This is a genomic window from Pseudomonas sp. TE6283, from assembly GCF_054060555.1.
Genome location: NZ_JBSSDH010000002.1, coordinates 52,047 through 68,926, shown reverse-complemented (window position 1 = coordinate 68,926; position 16,880 = coordinate 52,047). Strand labels below are relative to the sequence as shown.

The window sequence follows — 16,880 nt, the reverse complement described above, 5'->3', positions numbered from 1 at the left end:
TCAGCTCGATTTAGGCGCCAACTTGCTCAGGCGCAGCGCCACCAGCAACGCGACCGCCAGCAGGCTGGCAATGAACAGTCCTGTCCCGTTCCAGCCCCACCGGTGCCAGAACACCCCGCCGGCAGTCCCGGCGACGCTTGATCCCGCGTAGTAGCAGAACAGGTACAGCGAAGACGCCTGTCCCTTGGCCTTCAGCGCCCGGCGGCCGATCCAGCTGCTGGCCACCGAGTGCGCGCCGAAGAAGCCGAAGGTGAACACCAGCATGCCGACGATGATCATCGCCAGTGGGTTGGCCAGGGTCATCAGCAGGCCGCTGGCCATCACCAAAATGCTGGCCCAGAACACCCTGCGTCGGCCCAGCCTGTCGGCCAGGGCGCCGACCTGCGCTGAGCTGTAGATCCCCGACAGGTACACCACCGACAGCAACCCGACCAGCGCCTGGTTCATGTGATAGGGCCCGGCCAGCAGGCGGTAGCCGATGTAGTTGAACAGGGTGACGAAGGCGCCCATCAGCAGGAAGGCTTCGAGGAACAGCCAGGGCAGCCCTGCGTCCTTGAAGTGCATGGCGAAGCCGTCCAGCAGGCTGCGCGGATTCAGGGCCTGGGGCCGGAAGTTGCGCGATTCGGGTAGCACTTTCCAGAACACCAGCGCCGCTGCCAGGGCCAATCCGCCGATGGTGAGCATCGCCGTGTGCCAGCTGACGAAGTCGATCAGCACGCCGGTGATCAGGCGCCCGCTCATGCCGCCGATGGCGTTGCCACCGATGTACAGGCCCATGGCCAGGCCGATGTGCTGCGGGTGGATTTCTTCGCTCAGGTAGGTCATCGCCACCGCCGCCAGGCCGCTCAACGACAAACCCACCAGGGCGCGCGTCGCCAGCACCAGCTCCCAGCTCGGCATCACCGCGCTGGCCAGGGTCGACAGGGCGGCGCAGAGCAGGGCGAAGACCATCACCGGCTTGCGCCCGATGCGGTCGGAGATCGGCCCGGTGACCAGCAGCCCGAATGCCAGCATGGCGGTGGACACCGACAGCACCAGGCTGCTCTGCGCGGCATTGATGGAAAACTCCCGGGACAGCAGCGGCATCATCGGCTGCACGCAGTACAACAGGGCAAAGGTGGCGAAGCCACCGCTGAACAGGGCCAGCACGGTCTTCATGAAGGCGGGGGAGCCTTTCTCGATCCAGGTATCGTCGACGACAGGCTCGGGTTCGGCAGGCAGGGGGACTACGACGGATCTCACGGAGGGTACCTCGGGCGCTGGGGCCGGTGCTGCGGTAAAAAAAGCATATAGCTGGCTAATGATTAGATCCAATATATTGTTCGACCTGTTCAAGACGTTTTACGACCTGTTTGGAGTCGATCATGGAGCTGCGTCACTTGCGCTATTTCATCGCCGTGGCCGAGGAGCTGCACTTCGGCCGCGCCGCTCAGCAGCTGGGTATTTCCCAGCCACCCTTGAGCCAGCAGATCCAGGCACTGGAACAGGAGTTGGGAGCGCGCCTGTTCGAGCGCACCAACCGTCGGGTCGAGTTGAGCGAGGCCGGGCGATTGTTCCTCGAGGAGGCGCGCCAGGTGCTGGCGCAGGTAGAGAAGGCCGCCGACGTGGCGCGGCGAGCGCAACTGGGTGAACTGGGCGAGATGAAGATCGGCTTCACCTCGTCGGCACCGTTCACCTCGCGGATTCCCCAGGCAATTCGGGCCTTCCGCCAGCGCTATCCGTCAGTGCACCTCAACCTCAAGGAAATGAGCAGCCGTGAAGTGGTGGAGGCGGTGTTCGATGAGTCCATCGAAATCGGCCTGATGCGACCGATGCCGTTGCCGGAAGGGATCGCCTGCACCGAGCTGTTCCGCGAGCCCCTGGTGGCTGTGCTCAATGCATCGCATCCGCTGGCCATTGGCAGTGAGCAGGGTGTGCACATGCAGGCCCTGGCCCATGAGCCGTTCGTATTCTTCCCGCGCAGCTACGGCAGTGGCCTGCATGCCCAGTTGCTGAGCCTGGCGCGCCAGGCGGGTTTCAGCCCGCATTTCGCCCAGGAAGCCGGTGAGGCGATGACCATCATCGGCCTGGTGTCGGCGGGGCTGGGCGTTTCGGTATTGCCGGCCTCGTTCCAGCGCATGCGCATCGAAGGCGTGGTGTACCGCACGTTGCTCGACGAAGAGGCCATGACCGCCGTGTGGCTGGTACGTCGCGAGGCGCCCGGCTCGGCCATGGCCAATGCCTTCATCGCCCTGCTGGCCGGGCTGGAACAGCCCGAAGGTGCTGGCTAAACCGCTGCGCTGACCACATACTCGGGCATTCGTTGATACACGGAGGTCTGACATGCGGCGCGTGGTGTTCAATCAGAAAGGTGGCGTGGGCAAGTCGAGCATTGCCTGCAATCTTGCGGCGGTCAGCGCCAGTGAAGGCTATAGGACCCTGCTGATCGACCTGGATGCCCAGGCCAACTCGACCCAGTACCTGACCGGCCTGACCGGCGACGACATCCCCATGGGCATCGCCGACTTCTTCAAGCAGTCGCTGTCCAGCGGGCCGTTCGCCAAGAAGAACAAGGTCGATATCTACGAAACCCCCTTCGACAACCTCCACGTGGTGACTGCAACCCCGGAGCTGGCCGACCTGCAGCCCAAGCTCGAGGCCAAGCACAAGATCAACAAGCTGCGCAAACTGCTCGACGAGCTGGACGAAGACTACGAGCGGATCTACATCGATACGCCGCCAGCATTGAACTTTTACGCGGTTTCCGCACTGATCGCCGCCGATCGCCTGCTGATTCCCTTCGATTGCGACAGCTTCTCGCGCCAGGCACTGTACGGCCTGCTGGCCGAGATCGACGAACTCAAGGAAGACCACAACGACGAGCTGGTGGTCGAGGGCATCGTGGTCAACCAGTTCCAGTCACGGGCCAGCCTGCCCCAGCAGATGCTCGACGAGCTGCTGGCCGAGGGCCTGCCGGTGCTGCCGGTGTACCTGGGCAGTTCGGTGAAGATGCGCGAATCCCACCATGCCAGCCTGCCGCTGATCCACCTGGAACCACGGCACAAGCTGACCCAGCAGTTCGTTGAACTGCACGATCTGCTTGAGCGCAGCGCCTAGATCCCCTGGGTCCGTAGCCATTCCAGCAACGACTGCAGTGGAAACGCGCCGGCTTGGCGAGCCACTTCGCGGCCGTTCCTGAACAGGATCAGGCTGGGGATCGAGCGGATGCCGAGCTGGCCGGCCAGGTTGCGGTTGGCCTCGCTGTCGAGCTTGGCCAGGCGGCAGCGGCCGGCGAGCTGACGGGCGGCCTGTTCGAACACCGGGGCGAAACTCTTGCAGGGGCCGCACCAGTCGGCCCAGACATCCAGCAGCAATGGCAGGTCGCCCTTGATCTGGGCGGCGTAGGTGCCCTCGTTCAGTTCGAAGGGCTGAGCGAGCAGCACGTCCTGCTTGCAGCGGCCGCATTTGGGGCTGTCGCCCAGGCGCTCGGCGGGCAGGCGGTTGAGGCCGCTGCAGTGGGGGCAGGGGATTACCAGGGGCTCGGACATTTCATCTCCTTGATATTGCTGGGGCTGCGCAGCGGCCCCGGGGTTCATGACGAACAGCTGATCTCCAGATGCTTGCCCCACTCCGGCGGACGCTCGGCATAGGCCTGCATCCCGGGCTGTTCCTCGAACGGCTTGCCCAGCACCTGGTGCAGCCGGCGCACTTCACTGTAGTCGCCCGCCTCGGCGGCTTCGATGGCCTTTTGCGCCAGGTAGTTGCGCAGCACATACAGCGGGTTGACCGCATGCATGCGCTCGCGGCGCCCTTCTGCATTGCCCGCTTCGCGCGCGCAGCGCGCCTGGTATTCGGTGCCCCAGGCGTCGAAGCCGGCCAGGTCGATGAAATCTTCCCGCACCACCTGCAGGGCCCGGGCCACGGGCTGCTCGCCCAGGCGGCGGAAGAACAGGGTGTAGTCCACGCCGCCCCGCTGCATGCACTGCAGCAGGCGCTCGACCAGCGCCATGTCGTCGTCCTCGGCCGTGATCAGGCCCAGGCGGCGGCGCATCAGGTCAAGGTAGTGCGCCTGGTACAGCGGCAGGAACAGCCCCAGCGCCTCCTTCAGCGGCTCGACTTCGATCACCGTGGTCAGGGCTTGGGCCAGGGCGCTGAGGTTCCAGTGGGCGATTGGCACCTGGTTGGCGTAGCTGTAGCGGCCCCGGTCATCGGAATGGTTGCAGATGAAGTTGGCGTCGAAGTCGTCGAGGAAGGCGTAGGGGCCGAAGTCGAAGGTGATGCCCAGGATCGACATGTTGTCGGTGTTCATCACCCCGTGGCAGAAGCCATAGGCCTGCCAGCGGGCGATCAGCTCGGCGTTGCGCTCGACGAGGGTGCGGAACATGGCCAGGTAGGGCTGCTCGGCGTCGCGGCACTCGGGGTAGTGCTGCTCCAGCACGTGGTCGATCAGCACCCGCTGCTGTTCCGGTTGCTGGGTGTAGTAGAAGTATTCGAAGTGGCCGAAGCGCACGTGGCTCTGGGCCAGGCGCAGGAGCATGGCGGCGCTCTCGCGGGTCTCGCGCCATACCGGGGTGCTCGAGCCGATCACGCACAGCGCGCGGCTGCTGGGAATGCCCAGGGCGTGCAGGGCCTCGGAGGCGAGGAACTCACGGATCGACGAGCGCAGCACGGCGCGGCCGTCGCCCATGCGCGAATAGGGCGTCTGGCCGGCGCCCTTGAGGTGCAGGTCCCAGTGCTCGCCGGCATCGTTGAGAACCTCGCCCAGCAGCAGGCCACGACCATCACCCAGGCGCGGGTTGTACGAGCCGAACTGGTGACCGGAATACACCATCGCCCGTGGGTCGGCCTCTTCCCAAAGCTTGTGGCCGCTGAACAGCTCGGCGAACACCGGCAGCTCGGCCTGTGCCGGGTCGAGATCGAGCAGGGCCATGGCCGATTCACTGGCGACGACCAGGCGTGGATCGGCGATCGGGTCGGGCAGGACCTGGGTGGAGAAGGTATCGCCGAGTTGGGCGAAGCGGTTGTCGAAGGTGAGTTGGTCAAGGGACTTCACAGGCCTGCTCCGCAATTGGACTGATCGCGGGGCAAGCCCGCTCCCACGAAGGTTGCGTGGGAGCGGGCTTGCCCCGCGATGCGTTTATGACTCCTGCGCATCATTCTCAAGGGCTTGCTCCTTGGCGTCCACTCAACTCGGCGGCGTGCTGTCCGGTTTGCCGTCCATCGGGATCAATTGCTGCTTGCCGTTCTTCGGGTCCATGAGGAACACCTCCACCTGGCGCACCGAGATCTTGATGTTGTGTGCCTTGAACTCGCGGTTGATATAGCGGTTCAGCTCGTCCAGGGTCGGGTTGCGGTCGCCCAGGTCGCGCACGTGCATGCGCAGCTCGTGGTCCAGCGAGCTTTCGCCGAAGTTGAGGAAGTACACCAGCGGCTCCGGGTCCTTGAGCACCCGCGGGTTCTCGTGGGCGCCCTTGAGCAGCAGGTCGCGCACCAGGTCCAGGTCCGAGCCGTAGTCGATGCCCAGCTTCAGCGTCACCCGGGTGACCGTGTCGGTCAGCGACCAGTTGATCAGCTGGCCGGTGATGAAGGTCTTGTTGGGGACGATGATGTCCTTGCGGTCGAAGTCGGTGATGGTGGTGGCGCGGATGCGGATCTTGCTCACCGTGCCGGACAGGTTGCCGATGGTGATGGTGTCGCCGATGCGCACCGGGCGCTCGAACAGGATCATGATGCCGGAGATGAAGTTGGCGAAGATCTCCTGCATGCCGAAGCCAAGGCCCAGCGACAGTGCCGCCACCAGCCATTGCAGCTTGTCCCAGCTGACCCCGAGGGTGGCCAGGGTGCTGACGATGCCGACGCCGGCGATCACGTAGGACAGCAACGTGGTGATGGCGTAGGCGCTGCCCTGGGCAAGGTTCAGGCGCGACAGCACCAGCACTTCGAGCAGCCCCGGCAGGTTGCTGGCCAGGGCCACGGCGATACCGGCGATGACCATGGCGCCGAGCAGGTCGCCGAGGCTGATCGGCACCATGCTGGCCGCCGCGCCGGTGCCGCTGCTGTACTCGTAGAGGGTGATGTTGTTGAGGTAGGCGAACACCGTGATCAGGTCCGCCCAGACCCAGTACAGCCCGCCGATGAAGCCGCCGAGCAGGGCCAGGCGGATCAGGCGCAGGGACTGCTGGTTGACCTGCTCGATGTCCAGGGTCGGCTCCTCGACCACCACTTCGCCGTCGAGCCCTTCCTTGGCCGCCTGGCGTTTGCTCAGGGCGCGCTGGTAGGCCAGGCGCCGCGCCGCCACCGACAGGCCGCGCACGAATGCGGCCTCGATCACCAGCCAGAACAGCAGCAGGTAGAGGGTGTAGATCAGCCGGTCGGTGAGCTTGAGGGCGGTGTAGTAGTAGCCGAAGCACACCGCCACGAACAGGGCGATGGGCAGGGCGGTGAAGGCCACCCCGACGGCCTTGCGGAACAGCGAGGTGTTGCGGTGCGCCGGGCTGCTCAGCAGCAGGCGGCTGAGCAGCCAGGCCATCAGCGCGTAGCAGGTCAGTACCACGCCGATGCCCAGCACGTCCTCGGCCAGGGCCGATGGCTGGTGTTCGGCCACCGCCACCACGCCGACCAGGGCCAGCACCACGGTGCCGAGCCGGCGCACCCAGCCGCGCAGGAACTCGACCTGCGGCTTGTGCCAGCGGAAGTGGATCTCGGCCACGCCGCCCGGGGCGAGGATACGGTAGGCGGTGTAGAACACCAGCCAGGCCTGGGCGATCTGCCACAAGGCGGCGCCGAGGTTGGCGTTCTGCCCGCGGGCATCGAGCTGCAGGGCGTAGCTGCCCAGGGTCAGGGCCAGGGCCACCGGCAGGGCCAGGAGGATGTTGATCAGGATCGCCTGGGGCGTGTGCCACTGGCTGTCGCGCTTGAAGTGGCCGATGTCCTGGTGGACCTTGCCCAGGCGCCGGTACAGCGCCTTGCGCCGCCACAACAGGGCGCCGATCACCAGGATCAGCGGTAGGAACAGCAGCGGCTGTTGCACCAGGCCGTCAGCCAGTTCCTTGATGCCCGCGCCCCAGGGCAGGCTGGCCACCTGTGTGGTCAGCCGTTCGGGTACTTCGCGCAGCCATTGCCAGTCCAGCGGCTTGTTGCTGGGGATCCAGAACATCTGTTCTTCCAGCGTGGTGCGCAGGTTCTGGGCGGTGCTCAGCAGTTGCTTCTGGTTCAACTGCAGGGTGATGCATTCGTTGAGCAGCGCCGACAGCTCGCGGTTCAACCGCTCGAGCAAGTCGCTGCGGGTGATCGCCACTTCCAGCAGGGCCTTGCGCAGTTGCGGGGTGACATCTTCCTCGGGCTGGCTGGCCAGCAGCTTGTCCACATAGGTGGACGGGCTGCTCATCTGTTCGCGTTCCTGGTTGATCTCGAACTGGTAGAGGCGGATATCGGCGATCTGGTCGGCCAGGTTGCGGTCAAGCTTCAGGTGCGGCAGGGCCTGCTTCTGCTTGTAGAGGATCTTCGACAGCAGCAGGCTGCCCTTGAGCACGTTGATCTGCTCGTCCAGGGCCTGGTCGGCCTGGGTGAGGCTGTCGAGCTGTTGCTTGGTACGCAGGTTCTGCTGGGTCACCTCGTTGAGGCGATCGGTGCTGCGCAGCAGGTAGTCGGACAGTTGCAGGTTGGCGGTGCTCTCGGTGGCCAGCAGGTTGCTGCCGCCGGCCTTCTGCGCCTCGATCGACTGGCGGGTGACGGCCTGTTGCGACTGGGCCAGGCGCTTTTCGTTGATCAGCGTCTGCAGGTCCTGGATTTCCTGTTCCAGGCGGGTGGCGCGTTCGATCAGCAGGTCGTGGCGGGCGTTGCCCAGGTCCTGCAGCACGCTGTTGCCGGCCAGTTCCTGGCGGCGCAGCAGGGTCAGCGCGTTGAGCGAGGCCAGCTCGGCGTTGAGCTGGTTGCGCTGGTCGGCGTTGATCGCCTTGCCGTTGTCCTTGCCGCTCTTGAGGCTGCTGTTGATCTGCTGGGCGCGCATCTGGTTGCCGCTGATCTCGGCCTGGGCGCGTTCAGGACGGGTCTGCGCATTGATGATCAGGCTGTTGGCTTCGGACAGCGCCTTTTGCAGATCGCCCTGCTGGGTGCTGCGTTCGCTGAGCATCTGCTCGAGCTGCGGCACCGTCAGGCTGGCGTAGCGCTGCGCCACCGGCGGGGTGGTGCTGGCCTTGAGCTTGATCAACTCGCGCTGGCTGTCGCGGATCTCCTGGGGGGCGCCGGCCAGCTGCTGCTTGAGGGCTTCGAGCTTCTTTTCGCTGTCGTCGCGGGCGTTGAGCAGCGCCAGGGTCTGCTCCAGCACCTGCTGCACGGCTTTCTGCTCGGTTTCCGGCAGCTTGCGCTCGGCGATCTTGCTCAGGCTGCTCTGGATGCCCGGGGTGGTCGGTACTTCCACCGCGCCGGCGGCGAACGAGAGGGTCAGGCACAGCCCCAGCAGGGCTGCGCGGCAATGGTCACGCAGGGACATAGGCAGAGTTCTTGTGTTACGCGGCAAATCGGAGTTTAGAGGAACAGCCCGGGTCCGGGGCGGGTACCTTCGGGGAATCTGACGCCCACTTTCTGGATCTTGTTCCCGTCCATGACCGCGACGGTCCAGATCGTGCCGTGCCATTCGATCTGGTCGCCTACTACTGGCGCGCCTCCGACCTTCTGTCGGATGAACTGCGCCAGCGGCATGTTCGCGTCCAGGCCATCGAGTTTCAGGCCATACAGCGCGGCCACCGCGCCCAGTTCGGCGTCGCCTTCGAGGACGAAGTCGCCGAAGAAACGCAGGTCCAGGCCACGCTGTGGCGCCTGGCTGAACAGCTTGCCCAGCGCCGGCAGGTTATGTTCGTGGCCGATCACGCAGAGCATGTCGCCGACTTCCAGCACGGTGCTGCCCGATGGGTGCAGCAGTTGCTCGCCGCGAAACAAGGCGGCGATGCGCGTGCCCTCGGGCATCTTCAGCTCGCGCAGGGCGGCGCCGATACACCATTTCTCGGCGCCCAGGCGGTAGACGAACAGCTCCCACTCGCTGGTGACGTGCACTTCGAGTGCGGAGCGGGAAATCGGCGCCGGGTCCGGCGGTACCGTGACCTTCAGCAGCTTGGCCATCCACGGCAGGCTGGTGCCTTGCACCAGCAGTGACACCAGTACGATGAAGAAGGCCAGGTTGAAGAACAGCTGGGCCTGGGGCAGCCCCGCCATCAGCGGGAACACCGCCAGGATGATCGGTACCGCGCCACGCAGGCCGACCCAGCTGATAAAGCCTTTCTCGCGACCATGGAAGGCCTTGAACGGCAGCAGGGCGGCCACCACCGACAGCGGGCGGGCCACCAGGATCATCCACAGCGCCAGGCCCAGGGCCGGCAGGGCGATGGGCAGCAGGTCGTGGGGCGTGACCAGCAGGCCGAGCACCAGGAACATGCCGATCTGCGCCAGCCAGGCCATGCCGTCGAGCATGTGCAGGATGCCGTGGCGGCTGCGGATCGGCCGGTTGCCCAGCACCAGGCCGCACAGGTACACGGCCAGGAAGCCGCTGCCGTGCAGGGCGTTGGTCAGGGAGAACACCGCCAGTCCGCCGGCTACCACCAGGATCGGGTACAGGCCGCTGGCCAGGTTGATGCGATTGACCAGTTGCAGCATCAGCCAGCCGCCGCCCAGGCCCATCAGCCCGCCGATGCCGAACTCGCGCAGCAGGTGGGTGAGCAGGCTCCAGTGCAGGCCGGTCTGGCCGCTGGCGATCATGTCGATCAGGGTGACGGTGAGGAACACCGCCATCGGGTCGTTGCTGCCCGACTCGATCTCCAGGGTGGCGGTGACCCGCTCGTTCAGGCCCTTGCCGCCGAGCAGCGAGAACACCGCCGCGGCATCGGTGGAGCCGACGATGGCGCCGATCAACAGGCCCTGGATCAGGTTCAGGTTGAACAGCCAGGCGGCGACCATGCCGGTCAGGCCGGTGGTGATCAGCACGCCGACCGTGGCCAACGACAGGGCCGGCCACAGCGCCACGCGGAAGCTCGCCACCCGGGTGCGCAGGCCGCCGTCGAGCAGGATCACGGCGAGTGCCAGGTTGCCCACCAGGTAGGCGGTCGGGTAGTTGTTGAAGATGATGCCGCCACCATCGACCCCGGCAACCATGCCGACCGCGAGGATGATGACGAGAATGGGGATGCCCAGGCGCGATGACAGCGAACTGACCAGGATGCTTGCGCCCACCAGTAAAGCGCCGATCAGGAACAGGCTGTTGATGGTGCTCGCATCCAAAGGTGGTACTCCGGGATATCGCGGGGGGAAGGGACCTGGAAGCATGAACTAGCAGGTCGCGTGCCAATCGATTCTAACCTGATGAATTGGCAGGCTGTAAAGCGTTTCTGCAGATGTAGAAAAGGCACCTCGAGAGGTGCCTTTCTTGTGTTGCCGCAGCAGGCTTACGCTTGCTTCACTTCACGCATCGGCTTGCCCTTCACCGGTGCATCGCCCGCCACGTAGTACTTGGCGGTGCTGCGCGGCAGCGGCTTGCGGCCACGGATCTTGTCCGAGATCTTCTCGGCGATCATGATCGTGGTGGCGTTGAGGTTGCCGGTGATGATCAGCGGCATGATCGAGGCGTCGACCACGCGCAGGCCCTGCATGCCATGCACGCGACCTTCGCCGTCGACCACTGCCATGTCGTCGGTGCCCATCTTGCACGAGCAGGACGGGTGGAAGGCGGTTTCGGCGTGCTCGCGGATGAACTTGTCCAGCTCTTCATCGGTCTGCACGTGGGCGCCTGGGCTGATCTCGCGACCGCGGTACGGGTCCAGCGCCGGCTGGGCCATGATTTCGCGGGTCAGGCGAATACCGTCGCGGAATTCCTGCCAGTCCTGCTCGGTGGACATGTAGTTGAACAGGATGCTTGGGTGCTGGCGCGGGTCTTTCGACTTGGCCTGGATGCGACCACGGGCCGGCGAGCGCATGGAACCCATGTGCGCCTGGAAGCCGTGTTCTTTCACACCGTTCGAGCCGTTGTAGTTAATCGCTACCGGCAGGAAGTGGTACTGGATGTTCGGCCACTTGAATTCAGGACGGGTGCGGATGAAGCCACCGGCCTCGAACTGGTTGCTGGCGCCGATGCCGGTGCCGTTGAACAGCCACTCGGCACCGATGGCTGGCTGGTTCCACCACAGCAGCGACGGATACAGCGACACCGGCTGGGTGCAGGCGTACTGCAGGTACAGTTCGAGGTGGTCCTGCAGGTTCTCGCCGACGCCTGGCAGGTCGTGGACCACCGGGATGTCGAGGCTTTCCAGCAGTGCGCGCGGGCCGACGCCGGAGCGCTGCAGCAGCTGCGGCGAAGCGATGGCACCGGAGCTGACGATGACTTCCTTGCGCGCGCGGGCTTCGACGCGCTCTTCGCTGTCACCGACCAGGTAGGTCACGCCGACGGCGCGCTTGCCGTCGAACAACACGCGGTCAGTCAGGGCGTGGGTGACGATGGTCAGGTTCGGGCGTTTCTTGGCCTGGTCCAGGTAGCCGCGGGCGGTGCTGGAGCGACGGCCGTTCTTGGTCACCGAACGGTCCATCGGGCCGAAGCCTTCCTGCTGGTAGCCGTTGAGGTCTTCGGTGCGCGGGTAACCGGCCTGCACGCCGGCTTCGACCATGGCGTGGAACAGCGGGTTGTTGCCGGCTTTTGGCGTGGCCACGCTGACCGGGCCGTCGCCACCGTGGTAGTCGTTCGGGCCGATGTCGCGGGTTTCCGCTTTACGGAAGTACGGCAGGCAGTCCAGGTAGGTCCAGTCTTCCAGGCCCGGCAGTTCCGCCCAGCCGTCGAAGTCCATGGCGTTGCCGCGGATGTAGCACATGCCGTTGATCAGCGAGGAGCCACCCAGGCCCTTGCCGCGGCCACACTCCATGCGGCGACCGTCCATGAACGGCTCCGGATCGGTCTCGTAGGCCCAGTTGTAGCGGCGACCCTGCAGTGGGAAGGCCAGGGCGGCCGGCATCTGGGTGCGGAAGTCGAAGCGGTAGTCGGGGCCACCGGCTTCCAGCAGCAGCACGGTGACGCTGGCGTCTTCGGTCAGGCGGGTGGCCAGGGTGTTACCGGCCGAGCCGGCACCGACGATGATGTAATCGAATTCTTGGGACATGAAAAGTACCCTCGTTGGCGGTGGTCAGGGAGCGCAAGCGCCCGTGCGCGAAGGCACGGGCGTGGCTAAACGGGGTTTAGAAAACCGAGTTGTAGCCGCCCAGCTCGACCTGGACCGACTTGATGCGAGTGTATTGAGCCAGCGAGCTGACACCGTTCTCACGGCCGACGCCCGACTGCTTGTAACCGCCAACCGGCATTTCCGCCGGCGACTCGCCCCAGGCGTTGATCCAGCAGATGCCGGCCTCGAGCTTGTGGATGATGCGGTGGGCGCGGCTGATGTCGTTGGTGCAGACGCCGGCGGCCAGGCCGTATTCGGTGTCGTTGGCGCGACGGATGACTTCTTCCTCGGTCTCGTAGCTGAGGATGCTCATCACCGGGCCGAAGATCTCTTCCTTGACGATGGTCATGTCGTCGGTGCAGTCGGTGAACACGGTCGGGGCCACGAACGCGCCCTTGGCGAAGTCGCCGTCCAGCAGACGCTCACCGCCGCACAGTACGCGGGCGCCTTCTTCTTTACCCTTGGCGATGTACGACAGCACGCTTTCCATGTGCTGGAAGCTGACCAGCGGGCCGAAGTTGGTGTTCTCGTCTTCCGGGTTGCCGGCACGGATGCGGGCGACGCGCTCGGCGATCTTGGCTTCGAAGGCGGCTTTCATCGAGGCTGGGATGAACACGCGGGTGCCGTTGGTGCAGACCTGACCGGAGCTGTAGAAGTTGGCCATCATGGCGATGTCGGCGGCCTTGTCCAGGTCGGCGTCGTCGCAGATGATCAGTGGCGACTTGCCGCCCAGTTCCATGGTCACTTCCTTCAGCGACGAGCTGGAGGCGCTGGCCATGACTTTCTTGCCGGTGGTGGTGCCGCCGGTGAAGGAGACTTTCTCGATGCGCGGGTGCTCGGTCAGCCAGGTGCCGACTTCGCGGCCGCTGCCGGTCAGGACGTTGAACACGCCGTTCGGCAGGCCGGCTTCGGTGAAGATCTCGGCCAGTTTCAGGGTGGTCAGCGAGGTGACTTCCGACGGCTTGAAGATCATCGCGTTGCCGGCGGCCAGGGCCGGGGCGGATTTCCACAGGGCGATCTGGATCGGGTAGTTCCAGGCGCCGATACCGACGGTCACGCCCAGCGGCTCGCGGCGGGTGTAGACGAAGGACGATTCGCGCAGCGGGATCTGCTCGCCTTCGATGGCCGGTACCAGGCCTGCGTAGTACTCCAGTACGTCGGCGCCGGTGACGATGTCGACGTAGCGGGTTTCGGAGTACGACTTGCCGGTGTCCAGGGTTTCCAGCATGGCCAGCTCGTCGTTGCGCTCGCGCAGGATGTCGACGGCGCGGCGCAGGATGCGCGAACGCTGCATGGCGGTCATCGCGGCCCAGATTTTCTGGCCGCGCTCGGCGCTTTCGACGGCTTTTTCGACGTCGGCTTGGGTCGCGCGCTGCACATGGGCGAGGACTTCGCCGGTGGCCGGGTTGATGGCTTCGAAGGTGGCGTCGCTGCCAGCGTCGACGTAAGCGCCATCAATGTAGAGTTTTTGCGTTCCGAAACGGGCCATAGTGTCCTCGCAAGTGCAGTGTGTGGTTGGCTGCCGCGTCACGCTCCTGCCGGTTGGCTGGTCGCTGCGCGCGGCTGTTCAGAGGCCTGGTCGGTTGTGCCCAGGGACTGCTGTTTCGCCAGTTGTAGATCCATGTATTCGTAAGCGATGCGTATCGCCTGGTCGGTGTCGAATGCATCCCCCGACAGGGCGCCACGCAACCACAGGCCGTCGATCAGGGCCGCCAGCCCGCGGGCAGCCTTGCGCGCATGGTAGAGCGGCAGGACGCGGCGGAACTGGCAGCACAGGTTGGAATACAGACGGTGATCGTTGATCCGCTGCAACCTGTGCAAAGACGGCTGGTGCATGCTGGAGGCCCAGAAGGCCAGCCAGGTTTTCATTGCCGGGCCATTCACCTGGCTCGCATCGAAGTTGCCTTCGATGATCACCTTCAGGTGGGCACGCGGGCTGTCGTCCGTGAGTGCCTGACGACGCGCGATCACACCCTCGTTGAGCATGTTCATGATGTGGCGCATCGTCGCTGCGATCAGGCCGTTCTTGTCCTGAAAGTAGTGACTGATGATGCCGTTCGACACGCCGGCCAAACGGGCAATCAGCGCAATGCTGGCATCGCCCAGTCCGACCTGATCGACCGCCTGTAACGTGGCTTCGATCAACTGCTGGCGGCGGATGGGTTGCATACCGACCTTGGGCATCTTGCTATCTCCTCAGGCCTGCGGGCAGACGACGAGCGGCTGCCTCGGCGAAGGCCAGTCTATTTTGTTTTGATTGAACGTTCAATCAATAAAGAATAAGCTCTGCGACAATTTGTGCCATTGACAGTTTTTCAGGCCGTCAAAGGGACACGAATCGACACCCCAGGAAATCGTGTAACCCCCGGAATACAAGGCGTTGACGGGCATGAGTGATGCAAAGGACAGATTCTGCCGAGCGGTCATGGACTGCGCGGTAGGCCCTTGGAGCGGGCCAGGTGGTCTGTGGCGAATGCGCGCACCTTCTGCTGAGTGCGTGGTAAGGCGACAGACGGCCGGTCTGTATTTTTTGCAGCGTTTCGATTCGGGATCACGGTTTCCAGGTGCCTTTTATAACACCTTGCGCAGTAGGGCTATTGCACCAATTGCGCGGGAAATAACTGTTTAGCCTCCACTGCCGCACTGCCCGGAGCATTCGTGCAATGAGTTCTGCCTCCCTGACAAAGCCTCCCGCCGAGCGGGTACGGGTCAACCGCGTGGTGTTCTACACCTCGGCGCTGATGATCCTCGTTCTGACTGCCCTGCTGATCGCTGTCCCCGAAGCCGCCGGCCAGGCGCTGGGCGTCGCCCAGAAATGGCTGACCCGTACCTTCGGCTGGTACTACATGCTGGTGATCTGCGGTTACCTGCTGTTCGTCGTCTACCTGGCCTTCTCCGATTTCGGCAAGCTCAAGCTTGGCGGCAAGGACGACACTCCCGACTTCAGCTACGGCGCCTGGGCCGGCATGCTGTTCTCCTCGGGCATCGGTATCTCGCTGCTGTACTTCGGCGCCTCCGAGCCGCTGGACCACTACTTCAACCCACCGGAAGGCACTCCAGCCAGCCTCGAGGCCGCGCGCCAGGGCCTGCAGCTGACTTTCCTGCACTGGGGCCTGCACGGCTGGGCAATCTACGCCCTGGTGGGGCTTGCCGTGGGTTACTTCGCCTACCGTCACAACCAGCCGCTGGCACTGCGCTCGGCGCTTTATCCGCTGGTCGGTGAGCGTTGGGTCAAGGGTGGCGCCGGCCATGCCGTGGACATCTTCGGCATGTTCGTCACCCTGCTGGGCCTGGTGACCAACCTGGGCATCGGCTCGATGCAGGTGGCCTCTGGCCTGGAATACCTGTTCGGCATGGACCACAGCAAAACCAACCTGCTGGTGGTGATCCTGGTCATGGCGGGCGTTGCCACCGTGGCCGCGGTGTCGGGTGTGGAGAACGGCATCCGCCGCCTGTCCAACCTGAACATCCTGCTGTTCAGCGGCCTGCTGATCTTCGTGCTGCTGGCCGGCAACACCCTGCACCTGCTCAATGGTTTCGTGCAGAACATCGGCGACTACCTCAACGGTGTCGTGCTGAAGACCTTCGACCTGTATGTCTATGAAGGCGACAACGACAAGTCCGAGCGCTGGCTGGGCCTGTGGACCGTGTTCTACTGGGCCTGGTGGATCTCCTGGGGCCCGTTCGTCGGCATGTTCATTGCCCGTATCTCCAAGGGCCGTACCGTGCGCCAGCTGGTCAGCGGCGTGCTGCTGATCCCGCTGGGCTTCACCCTGGCCTGGCTGTCGATCTTCGGTAACACCGCATTGGACCTGGTGATCAACCAGGGTGCGGTGGAGCTGGGCAAGACGGCGCTCGAACAGCCGTCGATGTCGATCTACCAGCTGCTGGAGTTCTTCCCGGCCGCCAAGATTGTCATCGGTGTAGCCGTGTTCGTCGGCTTCGTGCTGTTCCTGACTCCCGCCGACTCCGGCGCGGTGATGATGGCCAACCTGTCGTGCAAAGGCGGCAAGGTCGACGAGGACGCCCCGCACTGGATGGTGGTGTTCTGGTCGGTGGTCATCACCCTGGTCACCATCGGTCTGCTGTTCGCCGGTAACTTCGAGGCCATGCAGACCATGGTGGTACTGGCCGGCCTGCCGTTCTCGGTGGTCCTGGTGCTGTTCATGTTCGGCCTGCTGAAGGCCATGAAGCAGGATGTCGCGGTCGAGAGCGAGCGCGCCGAGCTGGCTGCCCGCGGCCGTCGCGGCTTCAGCGAGCGCCTGAGCCAGCTGGACCTGCAGCCGACCCAGGCCGTGGTCCAGCGTTTCATGGACAAGCAGGTCAGCCCGGCGCTGAAAGAGGCCGCCGAGCAGCTTCGCACCCTGGGCTTCGAGGTCGAGACCCGTGTTGGCCAGTCACGCAACATGATGGGCCTGCGGGTGATGATGGAAGAGGGCAACCCCTTCGTCTACGAAGCCAGCCTGGACGGTTACATGGCCGCGCCGAGCGAGGCGCCGGTCGAGGGCGAGCCGGAAGTGCGCCAGCGCTTCTACCGTGCCGAGGTGTACCTGCACGATGGCAGCCAGGAGTACGACCTGATGGGCTTCACCCGCGAGCAGATCGTGCGTGACGTGCTGGATCAGTTCGAGAGCCATCGCCAGTTGCTGGGGCGTGTGTACAGCTAATCCGGACCGCGCATGAATGAGGGACCCGGTCGAAAGACCGGGG

General features: G+C 64.7%; 11 protein-coding genes. 3 read left to right on the top strand and 8 right to left on the bottom strand.

The features are described from left to right. Positions 1 to 1,242, bottom strand: coding sequence for an MFS transporter (locus ACVWZ5_RS03880; protein ID WP_062572572.1), 1,242 nt, complete (start codon positions 1,240 to 1,242; stop codon positions 1 to 3). Between the two features lie 122 nt (positions 1,243 to 1,364). Between ACVWZ5_RS03880 and ACVWZ5_RS03875 the strand changes: the two genes are divergently transcribed. Together ACVWZ5_RS03875 and ACVWZ5_RS03870 are read left to right on the top strand one after the other, a co-directional pair. Then, positions 1,365 to 2,270 (top strand): LysR family transcriptional regulator, encoded by a 906-nt coding sequence (locus ACVWZ5_RS03875; RefSeq protein WP_028688428.1) that lies wholly within the window; start codon positions 1,365 to 1,367, stop codon positions 2,268 to 2,270. Between the two features lie 52 nt (positions 2,271 to 2,322). Then, positions 2,323 to 3,096 carry a ParA family protein gene (locus ACVWZ5_RS03870; protein ID WP_457340422.1) on the top strand — a complete coding sequence of 258 codons (774 nt, stop codon included), beginning with the start codon at positions 2,323 to 2,325 and terminating at the stop codon, positions 3,094 to 3,096. Here ACVWZ5_RS03870 and trxC read toward each other — a convergent pair. From trxC to betI, 7 genes are all read right to left on the bottom strand, one after another. Further along, positions 3,093 to 3,527, bottom strand: a complete 435-nt coding sequence (gene trxC, locus ACVWZ5_RS03865) for a thioredoxin TrxC (protein ID WP_096048893.1) — start codon at positions 3,525 to 3,527, stop codon at positions 3,093 to 3,095. The genes ACVWZ5_RS03870 and trxC overlap by 4 nt on opposite strands. A 44-nt stretch (positions 3,528 to 3,571) precedes the next feature. After that, complete coding sequence (selO, locus tag ACVWZ5_RS03860) at positions 3,572 to 5,032, bottom strand: protein adenylyltransferase SelO (protein WP_301143214.1); 1,461 nt, start codon at positions 5,030 to 5,032, stop codon at positions 3,572 to 3,574. A 132-nt stretch (positions 5,033 to 5,164) separates the two neighbouring features. Then, positions 5,165 to 8,470 (bottom strand): mechanosensitive channel MscK, encoded by a 3,306-nt coding sequence (gene mscK, locus ACVWZ5_RS03855; protein ID WP_301143216.1) that lies wholly within the window; start codon positions 8,468 to 8,470, stop codon positions 5,165 to 5,167. Between the two features lie 35 nt (positions 8,471 to 8,505). Next, on the bottom strand, positions 8,506 to 10,248 hold the full coding sequence (locus tag ACVWZ5_RS03850; protein ID WP_062572577.1) for a potassium/proton antiporter: 1,743 nt from the start codon (positions 10,246 to 10,248) through the stop codon (positions 8,506 to 8,508). A 164-nt stretch (positions 10,249 to 10,412) separates the two neighbouring features. Further along, positions 10,413 to 12,110, bottom strand: a complete 1,698-nt coding sequence (betA, locus tag ACVWZ5_RS03845; RefSeq protein ID WP_028688422.1) for a choline dehydrogenase — start codon at positions 12,108 to 12,110, stop codon at positions 10,413 to 10,415. Between the two features lie 76 nt (positions 12,111 to 12,186). Beyond that, entirely contained in the window at positions 12,187 to 13,659 is a 1,473-nt protein-coding gene (gene betB / locus ACVWZ5_RS03840; protein ID WP_062362587.1) for a betaine-aldehyde dehydrogenase, read from the bottom strand. Between the two features lie 38 nt (positions 13,660 to 13,697). Next, complete coding sequence (gene betI / locus ACVWZ5_RS03835) at positions 13,698 to 14,354, bottom strand: transcriptional regulator BetI (protein WP_028688420.1); 657 nt, start codon at positions 14,352 to 14,354, stop codon at positions 13,698 to 13,700. Positions 14,355 to 14,833: 479 nt separating this feature from the next. Here betI and ACVWZ5_RS03830 point away from each other — a divergent pair, with 479 nt between their 5' ends. Continuing rightward, complete coding sequence (locus tag ACVWZ5_RS03830) at positions 14,834 to 16,837, top strand: BCCT family transporter (RefSeq protein WP_062572578.1); 2,004 nt, start codon at positions 14,834 to 14,836, stop codon at positions 16,835 to 16,837. Positions 16,838 to 16,880: the final 43 nt, after the last annotated feature.